Below are 22,863 nucleotides of genomic sequence, written 5' to 3'. Positions count from 1 at the left end.
AGTCATACTCTGCGTATTTTTCTGCGCCAGCGTTTTGGTATTGATGTTCTTACTTTTGAACAGCATCCTGTGGCTTAATTCACATAAGGCGTACTCTTCCAAAACTTGATTATAAATTACTCTTTTTTGACGATCATAAAACTTTTTGGTCTACTGAATTTTGTTGTTTTTTAAACACTGACAACAGCAAACACACAAGTCCCATTATTATCAGCGACACTGAAGAAGTAGGTTCTGGGACAGACTGAAGGTTTTGCACAGACTGATAATCAATCACATTCCCTTGAATTGGGCTGAGTGATGCCAAAAGTTGCTCAATATCTTTAGATATATTAGTGTCATTAATACCAACACTTCTAGAAGAGATGAGCCGATTAAATGTCTGGCTACTTGATACATCAAAATCTCCTGTTAACCCAAGAAAATTTTGACCTATCTTACCTACAAGAGAGTCAATCAGATTGTTAGCATCAGTTTTGATCCCTTGTGGAAATAACTTTAAACTGCTGGGGCTGGGATTATTGATGTTTCCAATGGTTGTGTTATGACTATCCACTAACAATTTGCCATTACCAATGATTTCATTTCCACTCGTAAAAACCCAGTTGCCATTACCAATAATTGTGTTGTTACTACCGAAGTCCCAATTACCATTTCCAATGGCTATATTGTTACTCCCAAAGTGCCAATTACCATTACCTAATATTGCATTACTATTTCCGTCGTCCCAATACCAGTTACCGTTACCAAGAGTTGTGTTACCCTTTGCAAATAGCCAGTTACCATTACCGATAGTTGCATTATCATTATTAAAGTTCCAGTTACCATTCCCAATGGTTGCGCTGTTGCTCCCATAGTCAGAGTTAAAATTACCAATGGTTGCGTTCTTACTACCAAAGTTCCTATTGCTATTACCAACGGGTAGGTTGCCCTTATTAAAGGGTGGGCTTCCAGCATTAGTAATAAGGTTACTACTACCAGTATTAAACGTATTGCCACTGTTACTAAAGGGTATATTATTACCAAGGACTTCTTTCAACGGATCGAAAGGCGATTGTTGAAGCAAACTTCCAGCACCTGCTATAGGGCTACTGTTGCCAGCAAAGGGGTTGATACCGCCAATTGCAGTGGTATTGCCACCGTTTAGAAATGGGTTACTTCCATTTGCTAATGTGTTATTAGTGTCCTGGAAAAAATTTTTACCCAAAATTAACTTCAAGCGATCAAAGATTAATTGCTGAAGCTTACTGCCAGCATCCCCAGCAAAGGGGTTGCTACTCCCACCTGGAATGGCACTGTTACCTGCAAAGGGGTTGCTACCGCCACCTGGAATGGAACTGTTACCTGCAAAGGGGTTGCTACCGCCACCTGGAATGGAACTGTTACCTGCAAAGGGGTTGCTACCACCCGTCAATAAACTGCCTTCAGTATACAAACTGCTATTGGTAGCAAAGGAACTACTGCTATACAGGTTGCGATCGCCAGCGGCACTAAAGGTATTAACCTTACCATTAATGAAATTGACAGCAGACGCTTCCATTGCTACTAATTCTCCTATTTTTAGTTAAAAAATTTTAGGGTCTTCAGTACATGCTACGCCAAGTATGAATTTGCTCAACCCAAAATTTCTCTAAATAAAGGCTTTAATCATCTTCACTGTCAACCTGACAGAAAATCTTACCTAAAGTCCTTACTAATAAAGAGTTTCAGTGCATAACATAGTCAATTCGCATAGTATGTACTGAAGAACTCATCATTGTTCCAAAAATTCTAATGACTGCCGCTACCACCAAATGATGGGATGCTGCTGCCACTACCACCAAATGATGGAATGCTGCTGCCACTACCACCAAATGATGGGATGCTGCTACCACTACTACCAAATGATGGGATGCTGCTACCACTACCACCAAATGATGGGATGCTGCTACCACTACCACCAAATGATGGGATGCTGCTACCGCCACCACCAAATGATGGGATGACGCTACTACCCTGTGTCTCTTTAAGCTTTGAGTTAACTAGGTTATCAATAGTACCCCTCAAACCGAATCCGTCCGGTATTTCAGTTGTGCTAATAGTACTTCCCTTGCTGCCAACACCAGTCAAAGGGTCAGTGGTACTACCCTGGTTAGCACCGCCTGCGGATGGATTTTTACCACCTGCAAAGATGTTCCAAAAGTTGTCACCAGCGAAAGGATTACCACCATAGGCTAAATCCGGCTTACTACCAGTACCAGTACCACTACCACCAAATGGTGAACTACCGCTACCTTCTCCTTTACCAGCACCACTGAATATCTGGGAGAGGTCTTTATCACCCAGAACTTCACTCAAGCGACCGAAGGGTGAATCTCTCAACTTGTCTGCGCTAGTAGAAGAGTTCCCAGTACCACTACTATTCAAATCTGCCATCAGGACTAATCCTCCTAATTCTTAAAATAAAAACCTTGCTAGAATGACAACATAAAATGGACAAGATGAAATCTTGCTCATGAATTTCATGTTGTATTTTTATTAGCAAAACTAGTTATTAGTAGCTCTTAGTTTCTTCGATTAACTTGTAAAGTGAAGATAATCAATTTCTAATGCTACTTTCACTTATAATATATAATTTAACTTCTAATTACAATGGAAATTTTTTTGATAAATGCGTCAAAATATTAGATATTTTTAGACTAAAAAATAGAACATTATATGGAAAAAATGTGTAATAGAATTGTATTTTGATTAAATATCATATTGCAATGAATAATTTTTTGATAAATTTGTCAAATCTTTAGAGGGTGTTTGAAAAGTTATAAGAATTCAGATTATTTAACCCAAAATCATCCTCACGGGACTTAAACATTTTCGAGGAAAAAATAAGCCTAAAACCCATACAGGGTAGGGTAAATACACCAAATAACCAAAAATGACCCAAACGCAAATAATATCAACCAGGACTAACGCACAGGTATAGGAAAAGCAACTGGCGCGACACGGAGGAATAAGAGTTTGAGAGGTTTTTTGCGTAAGTCCTATCAACAAACGAAGCAAAACGATGTCACGTCGCTTCTTTAACGAGACGCTGCGCGTAGCAAGATCCCCGTAGGAGTACGCTCTGAATTCACGCATTCACTAAATGATCCCCATAAATATTAGGGGCTTATATCATGAGTCGTTTTCGGTCAAAGTCAATCTGTATATAGATTTGAGACTATTTTTTTGGTGTTTTTTGTCTAAGTCCCACTAAGTAATAAAATTCATTACAGACGCTGCAATCACTACCCTTCTAGCCCGAATTTCTCAGTTGTGAGAAATCCAGGTGAAAACCCCGCCCTCAGTGTTAGCAGGGTGGGGTAGTTTAAGAAAAACTGATCAACGGATTTTTTAAAGAAAAGAATCTGTTGATCAGGTTTAGCCGTTTGCAAAAAATCGGTTAAGATTAGGCTTTATCTACTTTGAGAGTTCTGGTGTGAGGAGAATCTGGTTTTCGCCAATGTTATCAAATGCAGGTGTAGACCAGCGATCAACTACTTTGCCCAGAATTGACATTTCTTGAACTAAGCGGTCAAATTTATCAGGGGTGAGAGATTGGGGCCCATCAGATAAAGCCTTAGCTGGATTGGGGTGAACTTCAATCATCAAGGCATCTGTACCAGCTGCGATCGCAGCCATTGCCATAGATGGAACATATTCAGACCTACCTGTACCATGACTGGGATCAATCATAATCGGTAAATGGGTAAGCGATCGCAACACCGGAAGTACAGATAAATCTAAAGTATTGCGGGCATATTTGCCATCAAAGGTTCTGATTCCCCGCTCACAAAGAATTACATTTGGATTTCCTGATGCCAAAATATATTCTGCCGCCATCAGCCACTCGTCAATTGTGGCAGACATCCCGCGCTTCAGCAGCACTGGTTTATCTTGAGCGCCTACCTTTTTCAGCAACGAAAAGTTGTGCATATTCCTAGCTCCGATTTGGATAATGTCAGCTGTTCTCGCTACTGCTGATAAATCGGCAGCATCCATCAGTTCTGTGACGATACCCAAACCGGTAGCTTCCCGCGCTGCTGCTAATAAATCTAAAGCGCTTTCACCATAACCTTGAAAGGCATAAGGTGAAGTACGGGGTTTGTAGGCTCCACCACGGAGAAACTGTGCCCCTGCTGCTTTCACCCGCTTTGCCGTTTCGACAATCATCGCTTCATTCTCAACAGAACAAGGCCCGGCTACCACTACAATCGGATGGTGTTCGCCAAAATAGACATCACCGTTAGGTGTAGGTACAACGACCTCGCTGGCTTGTCCATCTCGGAATTCTCGACTTACCCGCTTGAAAGGTTGTTGTACCCGTACTACTTGCTCAATCCAAGGGCTAAACTCTTGAACCTGTAATTTATCGATGCTAGTGGTATCACCAATTAGCCCCAAGACAACTTTATGAGTGCCAACACTTTTTTCTACTGTCACTTTCCAAGTTTCACTTAGTTCTTGACTGATGCGAGTAATTTCTTCAAGAGGTGTACCAGTCTTAAGTATGATAATCATCTGTTTTTCCTTGTATATATTTTGGATGGGCTAATCTTTACAGGTCGATGCATTAACATTGCGAGTCGATGCATTAGCATTGCAGGTCGATGCATTGGCGTTGCGAGTCAATGCATTGGCATTGCAAGTCGATGCATTGGCATTGCGAGTCGATGCATTGGCATTGCGAGTCGATGCATTGGCATTGCGAGTCGATGCATTGGCATTGCGAGTCAATGCATTGGCATTGCAGGTCAAGGTGTAAGGCAGCTTTAGAAAACTTGCGTGTACACCCTAGCTCCTTATAAGAAAGGTTCGTCTAGCGCAAAAATTCCGCAAGTTGTTCTAGTTTTGTCCAAGCTGCGCCGCTTTGCAGAATTTTCTTGGCAAGGACAATACCTTTAACACAACCTGCTAAAACATCCGTTTCCCCATGAATGGCTTCACCAACTTGCAGGGCCAAGGCTGTATTCAAAGCGACTACATCTTGCTGTGCTTGAGTGCCTTTACCTTGGAGAACTGCCTTCAAGATTTCCGCATTTTCTGGAACATCTCCACCGTGCAAAGCCGCAGTTGGTGCAAAACTCAAACCAAGTTCTTGAGGATTGAGCGTTAGACAACGCACTTTTTTATCTTGGAGTATAGCCAAGTCAGTGGCATCTGCCAAACCAGCTTCATCTAAACGTTCCCGCCCGTGGAGTGCGATCGCTTGCTGACATCCTAATTGGGATAAAGCTTGAACAATCTCCTCTAGTAAAAGCGGGTCGTTGACACCAATAATTTGCCCTGTCGGTCGCATGGGATTTACTAGCGGGCCAAGTAAGTTAAAAACAGTCCGCACTTTCAAAGTTTTTCGCAAAGTAGCGATCGCCTTGAGTGCAGGATGCCAGCCTGGAGCAAATAAAAAGGTGATCCCGACTTCGCCCACTGCGGCTTGCACTTTTTCCGGAGTGGCGTTGAGATTTATCCCCAAAGCTTCTAACACATCAGCAGAACCAGTTTTGCTAGATGCTGAACGATTGCCATGTTTGGCAACTTTTACCCCTGCGGCTGCGGCAACAAAGGCCACAGCAGTGGAGATATTAAAGGTTGAAGCTCCATCTCCACCAGTTCCACAGGTGTCTATTAGGGGAGTGGGGAGGGAGTAGGGAGTAGGAGAAGATTGGGATTGTAAGACGCTAGCCATGCCTACTAATTCTTCGGCAGATACGCCTTTGGCTTGAATTGCGGCTAAAATCGCTCCTGATAGTACATGAGGAATGGCATTTATCAGCCAACCTTGCATCAGATCCGCAGCTTGGGAAACCGTCAACGATTGCCGATTCAGCAACTGTTGCAATAAAGCTGGCCAGTTGTAGAACTCAGGAAGGATGAAGATGTTATCGGGTGGAGTTTGAATTGCAGCCATCATATTCGTAATGGGCATTAGGCACTTGTACTGAGCGAAGCCGTTGGCGCAGCCTCTCGTAGAGAAGTATTAGGCATTGGGTATTGGGTATTGGGCATTAGTAAAAGACAGACTACTAGTGATTAAGGATTTTTGCGACGGTTTGCACATCCTTGTCACCTCTACCAGAACAATTGATGACAATGCGGGGACTGCCTTCTAACTGAGGACAAAGGGTTTCGAGATATGCGATCGCATGAGCAGTTTCTAAGGCTGGGATAATTCCTTCTAGTTGCGAAAGCCTTTGAAATGCATCTAACGCCTGTTTATCGGTAACACTGTAATATTCGGCGCGACCAAGATCCATTAAATAACTATGCTCAGGGCCAACGCCGGGATAATCCAATCCCGCGCTAATTGAATGAGCTTCGATTACTTGACCATCATCATCTTGCAACAAATAGCTCATTGCACCGTGCAATACACCTATTTTTCCTTTTGTCAAGGTAGCAGCGTGTTTTTCTGTATCTACACCTTCACCTGCCGCCTCTACTCCAATTAGACGCACCGAAGGTTCATGCACAAACTCATTGAATAAGCCGATCGCATTGGAACCTCCACCCACGCAAGCCAGAAGAATATCTGGTAATCCTCCCCATTTTTCTAGAGATTGAGCGCGAGTTTCTACACCGATTATCACGTGGAAATCACGCACGATCATCGGGTAGGGATGGGGTCCTGCAACAGAACCCAGGATGTAATGGGTTGTTTCCACATTCGTCACCCAATCACGGATTGCTTCAGAAGTTGCATCCTTGAGAGTTCCCGTACCTGCCTCTACTGGACGTACTTCTGCCCCCATCAACTTCATCCGAAACACGTTCAGGGCTTGGCGTTCCATATCCTGGACGCCCATGTAAATCACACATTTCAAACCAAACCGCGCACATACAGTTGCAGTCGCAACCCCATGTTGACCTGCACCTGTCTCTGCAATAATCCGCTTCTTGCCCATGCGTTTAGCGAGTAACACTTGAGCCAAAGCATTGTTGATTTTGTGAGCGCCTGTATGATTTAAATCCTCACGCTTTAAATAAATTTGCGCTCCCGTGCCATCTGGTCTAGCGTAGTTTGTTGTCAGGCGTTCAGCAAAATATAATGGGCTGGGTCGTCCTACGTAATCCCGCAGTAGGTTTTGCAGTTCTGCTTGGAAACTTGGCTCATCGCGATATTGATGAAACGCAGTTTCTAACTCACTTAATGCAGGCATCAAGGTTTCGGGGACGTATTTACCGCCGAATTTTCCAAACCTGCCTAAAAGGTCAGGTTGCACGGTTGTAGATGAAATCGTAGCTTTGATATCTTGTGTGCTTACCATAGTTCAAAATCCTTTAAACTTTAAGTATTTTTTACTCTCGTTCTAAATTTTTAGAACTTATCCCAGAGATAAGATTCTTTTTGCGTTTTCTTTTCAGAGGTTTCGTAGGTATAGCCTAGTTCCCTGTAATTCAAAACATCTATTGGGCGCACCAAATCGTCAGAGTTAAAATTTGGTAATAGCGATAGTAAATCTCCTAACGCCGTAGCTTTCGGGTTAGACATACCGCCGTCCCAAGGCCACATTAGGTCTTTAGGATTGTGTCCATAAGGCTGACTATGACCATCGGGAGGATAAAAATCGCTGCCTTTATGACCGTTGTCTTGCCATTCAGCCCAGAGGCGGTCTGTGTTGGCATGATGCAACCAAAACACTGGGTCATAGGGCGAACTTGGTATATTGCTCATCGTACCCAGACTCTTAAACGTTATGGGTGTCGTAGTCGCGTTTATCTGTACCCCACCGACTAAGCCATGAATGTAGTTGTGGATGAATCCTCCTGGCGTGACTTTACCCTGCTCATCTATAGAGATAAATCCTTCCAAAGCAGGGCGAAATAAAGAATAATCATTGAGAGCAAGGACACGCTCAATATCTTTTTTAGGCAAAGGGTAATCACTGGCAGGAGGTAGTCGGAGAAAGCGTACAAGTGATGTACCTAAAGATGTTCCGGTATCTGGGTCAATGTTTAATGCTGGATTCATAACCCAGCCATTTGCAGCAGCAAAAGCCCCAGGCACTGGGCCGCCTGTAAAATTCCCCTGATTTGGAATTTTGATGGTTATTCCTTGACCGTTAAAACCAAGAAAGTCATCGTTAAAAATCACATCAAGTGCTTTGGCGTCAGTCCAATCCCAGTATGGCAGGCTAACAGTTGGGTCTACTGCTTGCAAAGCTTGTTCAAATCTGCGGATATATTCTCGATGCCAAGGGAAAAATGCGGCATTTTCATGAGCAAGTTCGTGAACGGAACTATCGGAATGTCCTTTGTGTTTATGAATCAAGCGTGTTGCCCCTAGATGTATGGCAACGAATTGGTCGTAAATACTGAGCTTGCTACCTGGGGGAATTATCGTTTTTAAGGTTTTGATAGCTTTAACGAAAGCTATTTTCTCTGCTGATGTCAGGTCAGTTACGTTCTTTCTTACAGCTTGGTGAGCCTGTTTTTCTGGAAAATTGTAATGCCAATGATATTCGTATTGTCCGTGATCAGTGCGATCGTGGGCAAAGACTGTAATAGCACAGGCGCTAACTATAAGTAGGCTATAAATTAATATTTTGACGGATTTCAGCAGGAGTTTCATTATCTTAATGGAAGCAGGGGGCAGGAGGCAGGGGGCAGGGGGGAGAAAGAGAAATTAATCCCCTATTCCCTATTCCCTATTCCCTATTTACTAAGTCTGCGGGTGAATTTATCCCACCTCCTGAAGAGATGGACTTTCGCGCCGACTTTCTGTAATGGCTGTTTTAAGTTCTTGACAAAGCTTTTCTACTGCTTGCAATCCTTCTGTCGGGCTACCTTCAGCTAACCTTTTAACAAAGGCACTACCAACAATCACCGCATCTGCTCCCCATTCCCTTACTTGATGCGCTTGTTCTGGGCCTGAGATGCCAAAACCAACGCCAATGGGTTTATCGGTGATGCTTTGCAAATCTGTAATTAAATACTTTACACGGTCTTGGATTTGAGCGCGGACACCTGTAACACCTGTAACGCTTACCAGGTAGATAAAACCCTGAGATTGACGAGCGATCGCTTCAATTCTATCTCTAGAACTGGTAGGAGCTACGAGTAAAATTACCTCAATTCCGAAAGATGCAGCAGTCTGGATTAATTCTTCTGCTTCTTCTAAGGGTAAGTCTGGTACTACCAATCCTTGCACCCCAGCAGTAGCAATTTGCGCCAAAAACGACTTAATACCCCGGTACAAAATGGGATTGTAGTAAGTAAATAGAATTATCGGCGCTTTTAGGCTAGGACTGACAGATTGTAACATCTCTAGCACTTGCTCTAATTTCGTGCCTTTTTGCAAAGCGCGGGTTGCTGCTGCTTGAATTACAGGCCCATCTGCCAGAGGATCGGAGTAGGGAACGCCCAACTCAATGAAGTCAGCACCATTGCGATCTAAGATACGTAAAGCCTCGGCAGTAGTTTCTAAGTTAGGATCGCCTGCTGTGATAAAGGGGATTAAAGCACACTGTTGGCGATCGCGTAAAGTTTGAAAGGAATCAGAGATAGAAGTCATTCAAAAAAATGGTTAATGATTAATTAATAGTTCTGGAAGAATCAACATTTAGCAATTAGCGATGTTCATTCTACATTTTTTGTCGTCGAGTCTTTGAACCTCGTGAATGAGTCTTTTTGCTCCATGAACGAGTCTTTGAATCTCGTGAACGAGTCTTTGAATCTCGTGAACGAGTCTTTTTGCTCCGTGAACCAGTCTTTGAACCTCGTGAATGAGTCTTTTTGCTCCGTTAACGAGTCTTTGAATCTCGTGAACGAGTCTTTTTGCTCCGTTAACGAGTCTTTGAACCTCGTTAATGAGTCTTTTCGCTCCGTGAACGAGTATCAAAGCTTCATTTTTTTAGATTGGAGATTCTAGCAATAGGTAATGGTTTACAGAAAGACACAAATTAACCATAAGCGATAAATCATAAACGTTGACTTATACAACCTGTACAACAATCTTACCGCGTACACCCTCACCGCCTTCCTCAAACGTTTTATGCGCTTGTGCCACTTGAGGAAGTAGAAAAAGTCTTATTGACAACAGGTTTGATAGGACCCAGTTCAATTAGGTTTCTCAAAGCATCAAGCTTAAAACGGGTGCAATCTAAGTGTGTAAAGTGGACAGTAATATTTTTACAAATAGTGATGTTTAAATCACCCGTCATGCCTGTTATAGTGACAGCGCGACCATTAGCTTTTGTAACCGCTTGATTAAAACTTCGTTGTTCTTTGGTGTTGGTTTATCCACTTCACTTTCTACAAAGACTTCTGGACTTCCGAAGTTTGTGATCACCATCGCTTTCATACAATTTCCTCAAAGCAGAATCAGGAACAGGGAAAGGGTTGAGGGGGAAAGCAAAAGGGAAAAATTATTTTCTCTTGCCCTAAAATGCCCCTTTTACCCGCCTTCAGCGAGAAGCCTATTTTCGTAAACATCCACCCAACTGCCTTAGAAAGGCTTGCTTTAATTCCCACCTTTTTAAGGAGGGTTAGGGAGGATCAAGTCTTAGCAAAGTATGCACAGCTTGTTCTACATCGCTTTGTTTAACTAAAGACTCTCCGATCAAAACTGCACGCGCACCAGCTTCAGCGACAAAAGATAAATCCGCAGGTGTATACAATCCAGATTCACTGACGACGGTGATATCCAAACTTTGTAATTTTTGTTGGCGCTGTGCTAAAAGTTGCTGTGTTGTTCCTAAATCAAGGGTAAAATCTTCTAAATTGCGATTGTTGATTCCTACTAAACGTAAGTCCTCAAGCTTTAGCACCCGATCCAGTTCAGCCAAAGTGTGGACTTCCACCAGTGCATTCATGCCTAAATCATGAATCACTCGCGAAAAATCTTGGAGTTCTTGGTCTGATAAAATGGCAGCAATCAACAAAACTGCATCTGCACCCACTGTTCGTGCTAAATAGATTTGATAAGGGTCAATGATGAACTCCTTGCACAGTAAGGGTAATGCTACTTGCGATCGCACGTTAGCAAGATTGTCAAAACTACCCTGAAAAAACTTATGATCAGTCAGGACTGATAAACAAGCTGCACCACCTCGTTCATAAGCTTGAGCAACAGCTACTGCATCAAAATCTGCGCGGATAATCCCCCGGCTAGGTGATGCTTTTTTAACCTCGGCAATTAAGCTCGGTTGGTTGGGATTTTCTTGTAAAGCAGTTAAGAAATTTCGCACTGTCGGGGCTGCATTTAACTGTTGTCGCAAGGAAGCTAAGGGCAGTTCTTGCTGCATTTGTGCAACTTCTTGCCTTTTATGCAACACAATTTCTTCAAGAATATGGCGGGGAGGGGCAACTCGGTTAATCATAAAATACTTGACGGAATGGGGAGTGGCAGGAAATGGGGAAATAACTAATTATTCTCGTTATTCTCGTTCCCAGATTCCATCTGGGAATGCATTCTGTGCAGGCTCTGCCTATCCGGTACGACTAAAAACACTCTTAAAATCATAGGCAAAAAATGCGTCTAATTATGAGGCAAAGCCTCAGGGATAGCATTCCCATGCAGAGCATGGGAACGAGGCGAGGCAACTCTTGACTAATGACCAATAACTAATGATTCTTTGGTTTGAGTATATGCACGCACCACATTTTTAATGATTTCCAGACCGACTTCTCCCGCTAAAGTCATGATTGATTCTGGATGAAACTGAACGGCGGCGATGGGAAGTGTCTGATGTTCAATGCCCATAATTACGTCGTCATCAGACATCGCTGTTACTTTGAGTTCTTTCGGGAAATGCTGCGGTAGGGCAAACAATGAGTGATATCTACCGACTGTAAAGGATTTCGGTAAGTTTTTGAAGGTAACAGAATCTGAATCAGTGACAAAAATTCGTGAGCATTTACCGTGTTGAGGATAGTCAAGAACTCCCAATTTTCCATCAAAAGCTTCAACGATGCCTTGCAATCCCAGACAAACTCCGAAAATAGGAATTTGGCGATGAAGAAGGGCACCGACAGTCTCTGAAACCCCAAAATCACTAGGTCTACCAGGGCCAGGAGATAAAACAACTAAGTCAGGGCGTTCTGTGTCGAATAGCGATTCCGAGAAACCATGACGCAGTGTGGTAACACTTGCACCAGTTTGGCGAATGTAATTGGCTAGGGTATGAACAAATGAGTCTTCATAGTCTATTAGTAAGATGCGTTTGCCAGCTTCCGCACTTGGGAGAATTTTAGCTAATTTGATGGAACTGGACTGATCAATTTTCTGGCTCGTTTGCTTAACACGACGAATCGTCTCAAATAAAGCAGCACCTTTAGTAATTGTTTCTTGTTCTTCTGCTTGTGGTATGGAGTCATAAAGGACAGTAGCACCAACTCGCACTTCAGCGATGCAGTCTTTTAATCGGATTGTCCGCAAAATTAATCCAGTATTTAAATTCCCATTGAAATTTAAATAGCCAACTGCTCCACCATACCAACGTCGAGCGCTCTTTTCATGCTGTTCAATAAAATCTATTGCGGCTCTTTTGGGTGCGCCGGTGACTGTAACCGCCCATGTATGCGAAAGAAAGGCATCTAAGGCATCAAATTGCGATCGCAGTGTCCCCTCTACATGATCTACTGTATGAATTAAGTGGCTGTATAATTCAATTTGGCGACGACCAATCACTTGTACTGAGCCAGGTTCACAGATTCGGGATTTGTCATTGCGATCGACATCAGTACACATCGTCAACTCAGCTTCGTCTTTGTGGGAGTTGAGTAAATGACGAATTTGCACCGCATCATCAAGAGCATCTTGTCCTCGGCTAATAGTACCACTAATTGGACAGGTTTCTACGCGCTTCCCTTCAACCCGCACAAACATTTCTGGAGATGCACCAATAAGATATTCTCCACCTAGATTAAAAATAAATCCATAAGGACTAGGATTTATTTCTTTTAAAGTTTCAAATAACTTGCTGGGTTGGTCTTCATAGCTTTCAAAAAAGTTTTGACTAGGAACAACTTCAAATAAATCACCTCGGCGGAAATAATCGAGTGCAACCTCAACTTTTTTGGCATACTCCCCTACTTTATGGTCAGCAGTTTGATTTGGGAGAAGATGTTTTCCGCGATAATCTATAGACTCACCTGTTCGAGGAAGATTATTAGTGCTGCCATGCGCTGTTTCAAATTCATATTGTAAACGAAATGCGCGTTGCTGATAATAGTCAACCACTATTAATTCATCTGGCAGATAAAGCACTAAATCCCGCTGATCTGTAGGACGTTCCAGAGATTGGGTAATTGGTTCAAACTGAAAAACTAAGTCGTAACCAAACGCACCATACAAGCCTAGATGCTCGTCTTCTTCACTAGTAAAAGTATATAGAATATCCCGGATAACAGTAAATGCTGAAGGTTGTTTACTACGTTCTTCTTCAGCGAATAATTTTTTGGCAGGTTTAACAAAGCCTACGATATGGTTATTATCTTGGGTGACTTTCTCAAGTTGTTCTGACTGAGATAAGCGCTCTAAGAGGAATGGTAAAAGGACTTGGCCGCGTTCATTCAACGCTATCAAAGTAAAAGTATTCTCCTGTGTAGCCAATTCCAATGGTGGATTGACAAATCCAATCGCCCATCTTTTGTATCTCCCTGGATATTCGTAGCTGCTCCTTAGCAAGCCTCCACGCTGAGAATTTAAGTGGAACAGAACATCTTCGAGGGCAGTGTCCATCTTTACTTCTGTCATGGAGCGATAAACACTTACACCACCAAAGGTTTTGTAGCAATAGGAATCAAAAATCATGAGTAATTTCTCTGGAGTAGTTATTAATTAGTCATTATTTGAGATAAATTATTATTTATTTATAGATAAATAACAAAGTTAGATGATTTTATTTGCATGTATTTCAATTTTTTTAATCCGCCGATTATTCGTAAAAAATATAAGTAAAGTTTTGTGTCTTATTTAAGATTACTAGATATCAAGCAGATAATACATTGAATAATTTTTCGATTGGGTGTCAATTTATTCGCTTTTTATACTGCTTTTCTAGTACTTTTTCTAAAAACGCTATTTAAAACTCTCCGCCTCTCTCAAAAGTAGTAGATGCTCTCGCAAATTTATAGCGAAAAAATTGCCTTGCATCAAACCTGTGTATTACTCAGCGTTCCTACCCTGCGGAAAGGCGAAGTGCCTATACGTTTAAAATTCACCCCTCAATTCACCACGAAAAAGAACCCTAAAACTTCCGCAACAGCAATATTGCTTGCCTGTACAAAAACAAATCCGCCTCGTGAACTTCAATTCCTTTCCCAATGCGTTGTAATAGCGTTAAAGTCAATTCTCCACCCAAGTGTTCGCGGAACTCGCTTAAACCCCGGAACAGACAATGAGGATGTTCCAGTTGTGATAACTCCTCATCCATTTCTGGCACATACAACGTGAAACCCAACGCCAACAAAGTATTTAATATCCGTTGCCATTCTGAACAATCCAGCAGTCCTAAAAGATGAGAATAGGTGCTATCCAAAGCAATACCGATCGCAACTGCTTCGCCATGACGCAAACTATAATTTGTCAAATGCTCCAGTTTATGAGCCGCCCAATGTCCAAAATCCAGGGGACGAGACGAACCCATTTCAAAAGGATCGCCGCTATTAGCAATATGTTCTAGATGTAACTGAGCGCAACGATAGATGATCTCTTGCATAGTGTCCATATCTCGCTGCACAAGGGCTGCGGTGTGGAAATGGATAAAATGAAAAAAGTTAGCATCCTTAATCAGCGCTACTTTGATTGCTTCTGCAATCCCAGAACGCCAATCGCGATCATCTAGAGTTGTCAAAAAGGCAGAATCATTTATAACTGCATAAGGTGGCGCAAATGTGCCCAGAAAGTTCTTTTTACCAAAGGCATTGATGCCGTTTTTTACTCCAACCCCGGAATCATTTTGCGCTAACACCGTTGTCGGAATGCGAATGACGCGAATTCCCCGGTGAGCAGTTGCAGCAGCATATCCTACTAAATCCAACACAGCCCCACCCCCGATCGCTAATATGTAGGAGTGGCGACACAATCCGGCTGCTTCTATCTGTTGGTGGATTTGCTCTAGCAAAGTGGGATCATTTTTGGCAGCTTCTCCTCCCGTAATTATCATCGGTTGGGCTGCGATCGCTAGCACCTCTGCATAAAACTTGGTATACGCTACTAATTGCTTAACCAATTCAGGTTGATACTGCAATATTCCTGCGTCTACCACTGCAACTACTTTCTTGGGCTTTGTCTCCCCATCCGCTGTAATCACTTGCGCTAGCGTCGGGTTTTTCAACTCAAATAAATTTTGGGTGAAGTAAACCTCATAGTTGAAAGTAACCGAAACACGTTGATGAATTGGTTGCAGATTAAATCTACCTTTTTGCTTGATCTCAACTACCATATTTTTGCTGATCTATCTATAAGTGCGGCACGATTCAAAGCTTGAAGGAACATTTCTACCGAGTGAGAACCATTTATCTTGACTTTGTTATTGATGATGAAGAACGGCACACTGTTGATGCCATTCGGCCGAGCAAATGTTGATTCAGCTACAAAGGCTTTAACCGCAGCATCATCATTTAATTGTAGCCATAATTCCCTATAACCCATTTTGTAAGCTGTACCTATGGTAATTAGAACGTCAATATCTCCGATATTCAAACCCTTTTCAAAGTAAGCTTTATAAATGGCTTCTACGACATCGTTTTTTACATTTACTGGTGCGAGTGCAATCAGTTTGTGAGAAAGCTTAGTATTGACAGCCAAACGGATTTTGTCAAAATGTAGCTTGACTCCAGCTGCTTCACCTGCGCGTCGTGTAGAATCAAACAGAAGTTGCAGTTCTTCCGCTTTGATACCTTTTCTATTTCGCATAAAGCTGTAAAATTCGTACCCGTCAGCAGGAACAGCATTGTCGAGAATAAAGGGATGCCAGCGGATATCTACTTCTTTTTCTTGCCATTGTGCCAGTGCATCAAACAGATTTTTTATTCCAATTCTGCACCAGGGACAAACAGGATCGTGAAAGATGTCTATCAGCATATTTTTTGTTCCTTAAATGCTAATATTTGTGTGCATCTGTGGTTTAAAATCTGGTTGTAGAGACGTTTTAGCCGTTGTTTTTAAAGGCTGTAGCAAAGGATTAATTTTATCTTCAAAAAAGCTTTGAGTATTTTCAAATTCTTTAATTAATGCGTCTCTATCTTTATTCAACACCAGTTTCGCTAATCGGCTGTAAGTATTAGCTAAAGACCTAATTGCATCACACCTCTCTTCTGTAGCTAACATAATATCAACACATAAGTGAGGATTTTGAGAAAACAAACGTTTAACAATGTCAATTTCTTGACGGTAGTTATGAGTTGACATTGTTATACTTTGCTCTATGTCAACTCTTGTTTGTGCTAAGAAAACACCAAGACTAAATCTACAGAAATGCTGCGTTGCTTGAATAATCACCATCATTTGATCATGTTCTTCAGGCGTGCAAACAATCAACTCCCCACCTTGACTTTTAAGAAAATCTAATAACCATTGAAATGAATCATCGTTTCGAGCTGGACACACTACCACTTTTTGTCCTAAAAACGATTTTATATTTGGCCCAAACATTGGATGTAAACCCATAACTGGGCCTGAATGGTGTTCGAGCATTGCCTGAGTTGGCTGAGTTTTTACACTCGTGATGTCACATAAAGCTGTATTTGGGGCAAGGTATTTAGCTGCACGCTTGATAACATCAACTGTAAATTCAATAGGAACGCTTACTAATACTAATTCTGCATGACTTAACAGTTGATCTGCATACTCCCAATCTTCATGTTCGAGAACACTAACATTGTGACCTACTTGTTGAAGCTGCTCTTTAAATAATCTTCCCATCCTGCCACATCCACCGATGATGGTAATTTGTCGGGCGCTGAGATGATTTATTGCAGATTTAGGAATTAGAGTGGCATGACAACTATTTACTACACTTGCCCAAACAGACTCAGGAATACCAGCTTCAGCAAGTAGGAGAGCCACACTAGCCAGTTGTTCATCTAAAGAAGGAAATTCTGATGCTGCTAATAATGATAGGCGATCGCTCAGTAAGGCGATCAAGCTTTGGTCAGTTTTTTTAAGCTGATCTGAATAAGAGGATTTCAAAGGCATTTTTGCTGTCCCCAATTTTCAAATATCAACAAGTGATTCTTTAGAACTCATTTCGGGCAAGATATCCAAAGTTGTTGCTCCTTTGGCAATCACATCAGAAAATAACTCTTCATACCGATCTAATGCTTGCTCAAAGGAATAGTTTTCTACCGCAAACTTTCTTCCTCTACGCCCTAATTGCGCTGCTAATTCCGGCTGATTATATAAATCCAATACCGCCGCAGCCAAATCATCTGCTGACTCTGGCTCAACAATAATGCCACCGTCACTTTCTCGGATAGCTTTGGCAGCAGTCCCAGTGGCGGGAACTGAAGCCACAATTGGGCGACCACTGGCTAACAGCAGTGGTATTTTAGAAGGCATATTGAAGGAAATCACATTGCGCTTTTGCACAATCAACCCGACATCTGTGGCTGCTAACATTTGTGGTAGTTTTTCTCGCGGTTGCAATGGTAAAAGCAAAACGTTATCTGCTCCACAAGCAAGACAATGTTTTTGCAACCTTTCGAGAGCTTGCGATTCGCCAGCTATGACAAAGACAATTTCTTTTAGATGACGCAAGTGAGCTGCTGCTTCTATTACTGTTTCCAAACCTTGCGTCAGAGCAATATTACCTGAGTAAAGTACTACAAATTTACCATTGAGTTGATGGGTAGCTCTCCAAGAATTTTTCTCCTTCGGTAAAGGGCGGATAAAATTTAGATTCACCCAATTGGGAATGCAGGCAATTTTATTAGCAGGTACACCTTTATTTCTTAAATTATCTACAAAGCCATCAGCAATCACGCTAACGGTATGTGCAGTTCGGTAGGCAAATTTTTCTAGCGCTTCCAGAGCTAGAATCATCAACTTATTTTTAATTAACCCAACACGCACGGCAGCTTCTGGGAGAATATCTTGCACATTCAACACTACTGGGCAGTTGTATAACCAACCTATTAAGGTTGCAGGTAAGCAAACTAATAGTGGCGGTACTGTTAAGAGAATTACATCAGGTCGTTCGCCCTTGAGCGCTTGTGGCAAACTCGTAAAGACAAAGCTCAACTCTAAGAGTAGCCGATCTATGAGGTTGGGTTTAGACTTAATCCGCAGGTAACTACGCTGAATATTGACACCATTTTTCTGTTCAGTAACGTATAACTTACCCTGATACCCATCGTAAATCTGGCGCTGAGGATAGTTAGGCATACCTGTGATTACCCGTACTTGGTGTCCTCGCTTCACCAGCCCTTCTGCTAGTTCAGTCATCAAAGGTGCAATACCAATTGGTTCTGGATGATAGTTATATGAATAAATCAGAATGTGCATGAGCTGTTAATGTCCTGGAAGCACCTTGATAATGTTGGCTTTGTTGTGTTACCCGGTTTTTATCTCCCTTGTTTTGAAAATTTATTAGGGGAGCCAATAGGGTGTGTTACCGCGAAGCGTAACGCACCAAAATTCTTGAGATGGTGCGTTATACCCTTGGCTAACCCACCCTACGAAACTGTTACTCAAGCATCAAAACTCAGCACTGTTTTTGCAGTTCCTTCTCTAAACTGAAGACTGGCTTTTGTTGCCCACGTTTCTTCAATGTAACGGTAGCAGCCCCAAATCCAAGCAATGCTAAACCCAATATTGAACTAGGTTCAGGTACTTGAGTTGTGCCTTCTACATTTAACACTTGGACGCGACCTTGGAAGAAATCGCCCACATAAAGCTTGCCATCTTTAAGGGCTGTCCCACCCGTCCAGTTAAATCTGCCTGGAGTAAGGTCGAGGGGATTGCCAAATGGGGGGTCAGTTAATCCTGGAGGCGGGACTGGTTTGCCTGATGCATCTAGGGCTGGTTGACCGTAAGAAGTCAAGAATTTACCGTTTTTATCGAATACCTGAACGCGGCTGTTGATAGCATCAGCTACATAGACATTCTCTTGGTCGTCCACTTCGATACCAATTGGGTTAAGAAGCTGTCCAGGTCCGCTACCTGCTGAACCAAATGTGTACAGAGGTTTACCATTTGGATCGAGTACTTGAACGCGGTTGTTATACTGGTCAGCTAGAAAGATATTTCCACTGACTGGGGAAATTCTTACACCTGCTACACCTTGAGTTTCTCCAAGTGCAGTGCCCACCTTGCCACCAATGACACCAATTTGCTTTCCGTCTGGTGTGAATTTAAGGATTCTTTCGCCGTTAAAATCACCAACGTACACGTTGCCAGCTTTGTCAAATGTCACACCAGATGGTCCAAAGAAAAGCCTACCTGGTATGAGACCGGTAAAATCTCCATTTGCAAAGGATCTAATAAAGTTACCCTGAGAATCGAATTGATTCACGCGGTTGTTGTGAACATCACCTGCATACAAATCCCCTGTTACGGGATTAAAGTCTACAGTTGTTGGCTCATCAAACTGTCCGGGTCCTGTGCCGCCGGAGCCAATTGCTCCAATATACTGACCGCTGGGACTAAATTTTTCAATTTTGTCACCGAGGTTGTAGTTAGGAGTACCATCCGGGTTAACACCGCGTCCATTAGCTACAAGGGTATTCCCTTGGCTATCCACCGTTATGCCTTGGGGAACAAACAGTTGCCCAGGGCCGAAGCCTGGTTCACCGATAGTTCTGTCGAAAGTTAATGATACAGCTTTGGATTGGGCTGCTGTTGCCAACACCAAGAATCCAGTACCGAGAATGCCGATTGACAAATTTTTGACTAATCCCATGAGTTTGAAGTCGTGGTTGTATGAGTTATACTCTTTCCTAGACTAATTTTGTTCCCAGTCCCAGTTTGGGAACCCGGAAATTTGGGCTGCTGCCTCTTGTTTGAAATGCAACTTCCTGTGTGAGGCAGCAGCCTATTTTGTAAGTATTCCCTGATAGAGCCAGGGAAAGAGGAATTAGACAGTCTCTGCTTTGGCTAGCAACTCTTCATCCAACTTGTCTTGGCGTTTGCGCTTGAGAGCAGCAGTTGCGCCTACACCAGCAAGTGCTAATAAGCCAACTATTGAACCAGGTTCGGGAACTACTTGTGTAACGATACCATCCACCCGAACAACCTCCCCTCGTCCTTTGCCGACACCCTGATTGGTAATATAAATCTTACCGTCAGGGCCAATTGCAATTCCATCAGCCGAATCTAGCCCTTGACCGGCTGCAACGAGTGTTGTGCGAGTGCCATCAGGAGCAACTTCGATCAGAGAACCGGGTAGATCTGTGATGTCACCCCCTAACTGGGACTTGTCGCTGAATTGTAAAACCAGCAAATTTCCTTTCTTATCAAAGGTTAGGTCTGTGATGTGCGTAAACCCATCCAGAAAAACTTCTGGCTTATCATCCTTACCGATGCGCCAAATCCGTGATTTACCTGCTGGATAAGGAAAACCCGTATATTCGCCAACGTATAAAGCTCCATCGGGACCAATTGTGCCACCAGTGGGTACTGCTTGTATTGCCGTTTTTCCTCCTGGAAGCTGCTCTAATAGCCCAGGAGGTAATTTTAATCCTGGTGGCAAGTCGGAGTTACTAATGGCGTTTTTAGGAATTGCGATCGCTTCAGACTTACTTCCATCAAGTTTAATTTTGTAAGCAGCGTTCCCACCCCCATCAACGACATAAGCATTATCGCCATTAATAGTCAGATCATAGGGATTGGTAACCACATCCCCTTTGTCTGGATTTTTGGTGATTTCATACTTGGCAAAGTCAAAAATACTGTTGAGCGCTCCCGTCTTCAAGTCAACTTTGTACAGTTGTGCTAAAAGCGGGCTATTCAGTACTTTATCGGCTGTTGATGGCGGAAAACTACCAAGTTGATTTTGTGGGATAGGGGATTGAGTACCTAGTTTAAATGTTTCTAGATCACGGTTTCCTGGATAACCAGCATACCCAGTCAGAAGATAAGCATTCCCTTTAGAGTCGAATTCCACGTCTTCAATACCGGCCCCTTGATTGCCTGTAGGTTGTTCTGCTAGAGACTCAAAGTTATTAAGTAGACGCTGTGTAGTGCCGTCCGGTGAAACTTTAACGAGTGAACTAGTGTTACCAGCACAGATAGGTTGAAACAGCGTACTTGGAGATGGTTGGCAATTTCCGTTTCCTCCGATACCTGGTTCTGCTACGTACATACTACCGTCAAGGCCAAAGCTAACACCCCGTGCATTACTGATTCCATCGACAATTGTCGTTAGGGTTGCAGCTTGTGCAGATAGTGTTCCACAAATAGCAGTAAAACAAAATGTAACAGATGTAAGAGCAAATGATTTGAGTTTCATACCTTTGGAGATTGAGAGCTAAGTAATTTGTTTGTGGAAACTTTTATGGTTTTAAAGACAACGAATTCCAGTTTTTGAAAAACGCAGAGTAGACAATGCCTTTTTTAAGAGGTACTGAATATTGGTTTGAAACTCTTTACTTGAGCGCCACAACTCTATCTATGGGTGGTTGGGTAGCTCTTTTCTTATGCAACAAACCAACGCCTAAAGCCCCGCTCGCTAATATGCCTAAAGCAGAATCAGGTTCAGGAATAGATTTGGTATTTTCAATTCTGAGAACTTGTCCCTGTCCTGGGCTATCGCCTCGGTTAGTGACGTATACTGCACCATCAGAACCAATAGTCAGGGCACTAGGTGACTCTAATCCATTGCCACTCAGAAGAGTTGTGCGTGTCCCATCGGTAGCAATTTTGATTACAGAGCCATCAAGATTACCCTTCCAGGCTGACTGATTGGCGTACTGCAAAGCATATAAATTGCCCGCAGGATCAAATTGCAAGTCTGTGAGTTGGGTAAAACCATCGGCATATACTGTTGGTTTCCCATCAGCACCAACTCGATAGATTTTTGCCCCACCTTCTGGGAAGGGAAAACCAGTAAATTGGCTGACATAATAAGCACCATCAGGGCCTTTGACCACACTTGAGGGTACTGCTTGGGTTGCAAACTGCGATCGCACCGCTTCACCTTGAGATGGCACCTGTGCAGGTTCATTGGATGGGGTACCAGAAGGTGGAAAGATGGGATCAGTCAATATGTCTTTGGGAAATGTGGTAATAGCTTGCAAATTACTGCCATCAGTGTTAACACTTAGTAAGTCGTTTGCACCTGCATCAGCTACAACCAATTTCTTGCCATCTATTGCAAAACTCAAAGGATTGCTATCGACATCACCACCATCGGGATTGTTGGCGAGTTCATAGTTAGCTAAATCAGCAATAGTCGTCCAGGAATTGGTATTAAAATCGGGAGCGATGATTTTACCAAGGTCAGTATTACCTAAATTGCGATCGCGAAAGGCTGGATTAGCTCCATACCCAATCAGAACATAAGGTTTACCTGTAGCATCAAATTTGATATCACGAGGGCCAGCGCTTGCACTACCATCTGGTAATGCTAAGGAAGGGAGTCCTGTAAGTATCCGCTCTGTCTTACCATTCTCAATTTTGGTAATTGCACCACTTCTGCCATAACATAAAGAACCGCCTTGACCACTTGGTGGTGGAACACAAGCTCCACTTCCCCCGATTCCCGCCTCTGTAACATAGAGATTACCATCAGGGCCAAAGCTCAGACCTCCGGCATTATATAGACCATTGGCGATTACCGAAAAGGATGCAGCTGAGGCAGCTTTCATTCCAGAAAAAGTGGCAACACAAAAAGTGAGAAAAGTAATAGTAAGTGGCTTCAGTTTCATGTGTTGCAATACAGCTTTGGATAAAATCGTGGGGAA

General features: G+C 42.7%; 19 protein-coding genes. 2 read left to right on the top strand and 17 right to left on the bottom strand.

Annotation, left to right across the window (positions count from 1 at the left end):
• Positions 1–133: 133 nt before the first annotated feature.
• From V7K21_RS15025 to aroF, 3 genes are all read right to left on the bottom strand, one after another.
• Positions 134–1,540, bottom strand: a complete 1,407-nt coding sequence (locus tag V7K21_RS15025) for a hypothetical protein (RefSeq protein WP_335175499.1) — start codon at positions 1,538–1,540, stop codon at positions 134–136.
• Between the two features lie 230 nt (positions 1,541–1,770).
• Positions 1,771–2,415 carry a hypothetical protein gene (locus V7K21_RS15020; protein ID WP_335175497.1) on the bottom strand — a complete coding sequence of 215 codons (645 nt, stop codon included), beginning with the start codon at positions 2,413–2,415 and terminating at the stop codon, positions 1,771–1,773.
• A 1,023-nt stretch (positions 2,416–3,438) separates the two neighbouring features.
• Positions 3,439–4,539 carry a 3-deoxy-7-phosphoheptulonate synthase gene (aroF, locus tag V7K21_RS15015; protein WP_335175495.1) on the bottom strand — a complete coding sequence of 367 codons (1,101 nt, stop codon included), beginning with the start codon at positions 4,537–4,539 and terminating at the stop codon, positions 3,439–3,441.
• 58 nt (positions 4,540–4,597) lie between these two features.
• Between aroF and V7K21_RS15010 the strand changes: the two genes are divergently transcribed.
• Entirely contained in the window at positions 4,598–4,783 is a 186-nt protein-coding gene (locus V7K21_RS15010) for a hypothetical protein (protein ID WP_335175493.1), read from the top strand.
• Between the two features lie 54 nt (positions 4,784–4,837).
• On the opposite strand, the gene trpD is transcribed toward V7K21_RS15010, so the two are convergent.
• The 4 genes from trpD to trpA all read right to left on the bottom strand — a co-directional run bounded on the left by trpD (position 4,838) and on the right by trpA (position 9,529).
• Positions 4,838–5,929 (bottom strand): anthranilate phosphoribosyltransferase, encoded by a 1,092-nt coding sequence (gene trpD, locus V7K21_RS15005; protein ID WP_335175509.1) that lies wholly within the window; start codon positions 5,927–5,929, stop codon positions 4,838–4,840.
• A 112-nt stretch (positions 5,930–6,041) separates the two neighbouring features.
• Positions 6,042–7,283: a tryptophan synthase subunit beta gene (trpB, locus tag V7K21_RS15000; RefSeq protein WP_335175491.1), complete on the bottom strand. Its 1,242-nt coding sequence runs from the start codon at positions 7,281–7,283 to the stop codon at positions 6,042–6,044.
• Positions 7,284–7,333: 50 nt separating this feature from the next.
• The gene (locus tag V7K21_RS14995; protein WP_335175489.1) at positions 7,334–8,587 is read right to left on the bottom strand and encodes a tyrosinase family protein; all 1,254 of its coding nucleotides are present in this window, start codon (positions 8,585–8,587) and stop codon (positions 7,334–7,336) included.
• Between the two features lie 108 nt (positions 8,588–8,695).
• Entirely contained in the window at positions 8,696–9,529 is an 834-nt protein-coding gene (gene trpA, locus V7K21_RS14990) for a tryptophan synthase subunit alpha (protein WP_335175487.1), read from the bottom strand.
• Positions 9,530–9,652: 123 nt separating this feature from the next.
• On the opposite strand from trpA, the gene V7K21_RS14985 reads away from it, so the two are divergent.
• On the top strand, positions 9,653–9,886 hold the full coding sequence (locus V7K21_RS14985) for a hypothetical protein (RefSeq protein ID WP_335175485.1): 234 nt from the start codon (positions 9,653–9,655) through the stop codon (positions 9,884–9,886).
• Positions 9,887–10,183: 297 nt separating this feature from the next.
• Here the strand turns inward: V7K21_RS14985 and V7K21_RS14980 are convergent, their stop codons facing one another.
• The 10 genes from V7K21_RS14980 to V7K21_RS14935 all read right to left on the bottom strand — a co-directional run bounded on the left by V7K21_RS14980 (position 10,184) and on the right by V7K21_RS14935 (position 22,827).
• Positions 10,184–10,309 carry a hypothetical protein gene (locus V7K21_RS14980; RefSeq protein WP_335175483.1) on the bottom strand — a complete coding sequence of 42 codons (126 nt, stop codon included), beginning with the start codon at positions 10,307–10,309 and terminating at the stop codon, positions 10,184–10,186.
• A 193-nt stretch (positions 10,310–10,502) separates the two neighbouring features.
• Positions 10,503–11,378 carry an indole-3-glycerol phosphate synthase TrpC gene (gene trpC, locus V7K21_RS14975; RefSeq protein ID WP_335175507.1) on the bottom strand — a complete coding sequence of 292 codons (876 nt, stop codon included), beginning with the start codon at positions 11,376–11,378 and terminating at the stop codon, positions 10,503–10,505.
• Positions 11,379–11,566: 188 nt separating this feature from the next.
• Positions 11,567–13,771, bottom strand: a complete 2,205-nt coding sequence (locus tag V7K21_RS14970) for an anthranilate synthase (protein ID WP_335175482.1) — start codon at positions 13,769–13,771, stop codon at positions 11,567–11,569.
• 436 nt (positions 13,772–14,207) lie between these two features.
• Positions 14,208–15,404 (bottom strand): 3-dehydroquinate synthase, encoded by a 1,197-nt coding sequence (locus V7K21_RS14965; RefSeq protein WP_335175480.1) that lies wholly within the window; start codon positions 15,402–15,404, stop codon positions 14,208–14,210.
• Positions 15,398–16,045 carry a DsbA family oxidoreductase gene (locus V7K21_RS14960; protein WP_335175478.1) on the bottom strand — a complete coding sequence of 216 codons (648 nt, stop codon included), beginning with the start codon at positions 16,043–16,045 and terminating at the stop codon, positions 15,398–15,400. The genes V7K21_RS14965 and V7K21_RS14960 overlap by 7 nt, the downstream gene beginning before the upstream one ends.
• A gap of 12 nt (positions 16,046–16,057) precedes the next feature.
• Positions 16,058–17,158 (bottom strand): bifunctional chorismate mutase/prephenate dehydrogenase, encoded by a 1,101-nt coding sequence (tyrA, locus tag V7K21_RS14955; protein WP_335175476.1) that lies wholly within the window; start codon positions 17,156–17,158, stop codon positions 16,058–16,060.
• An 18-nt stretch (positions 17,159–17,176) separates the two neighbouring features.
• A complete protein-coding gene (locus V7K21_RS14950; protein ID WP_335175474.1) occupies positions 17,177–18,466 on the bottom strand; it encodes a glycosyltransferase family 4 protein in 1,290 nt (429 codons plus the stop codon).
• 199 nt (positions 18,467–18,665) lie between these two features.
• Positions 18,666–19,862 (bottom strand): scytonemin biosynthesis PEP-CTERM protein ScyF, encoded by a 1,197-nt coding sequence (gene scyF, locus V7K21_RS14945; protein ID WP_335175472.1) that lies wholly within the window; start codon positions 19,860–19,862, stop codon positions 18,666–18,668.
• Positions 19,863–20,036: 174 nt separating this feature from the next.
• Positions 20,037–21,410: a ScyD/ScyE family protein gene (locus tag V7K21_RS14940; RefSeq protein ID WP_335175470.1), complete on the bottom strand. Its 1,374-nt coding sequence runs from the start codon at positions 21,408–21,410 to the stop codon at positions 20,037–20,039.
• Positions 21,411–21,546: 136 nt separating this feature from the next.
• On the bottom strand, positions 21,547–22,827 hold the full coding sequence (locus V7K21_RS14935) for a ScyD/ScyE family protein (protein WP_335175468.1): 1,281 nt from the start codon (positions 22,825–22,827) through the stop codon (positions 21,547–21,549).
• Positions 22,828–22,863: the final 36 nt, after the last annotated feature.

It is taken from the genome of Nostoc sp. (assembly GCF_036919595.1).
Classification (GTDB): domain Bacteria; phylum Cyanobacteriota; class Cyanobacteriia; order Cyanobacteriales; family Nostocaceae; genus Nostoc.
The sequence above is the reverse complement of the archived record's forward strand: the minus strand, read 5'-3'. Positions and strand labels throughout refer to the sequence as shown.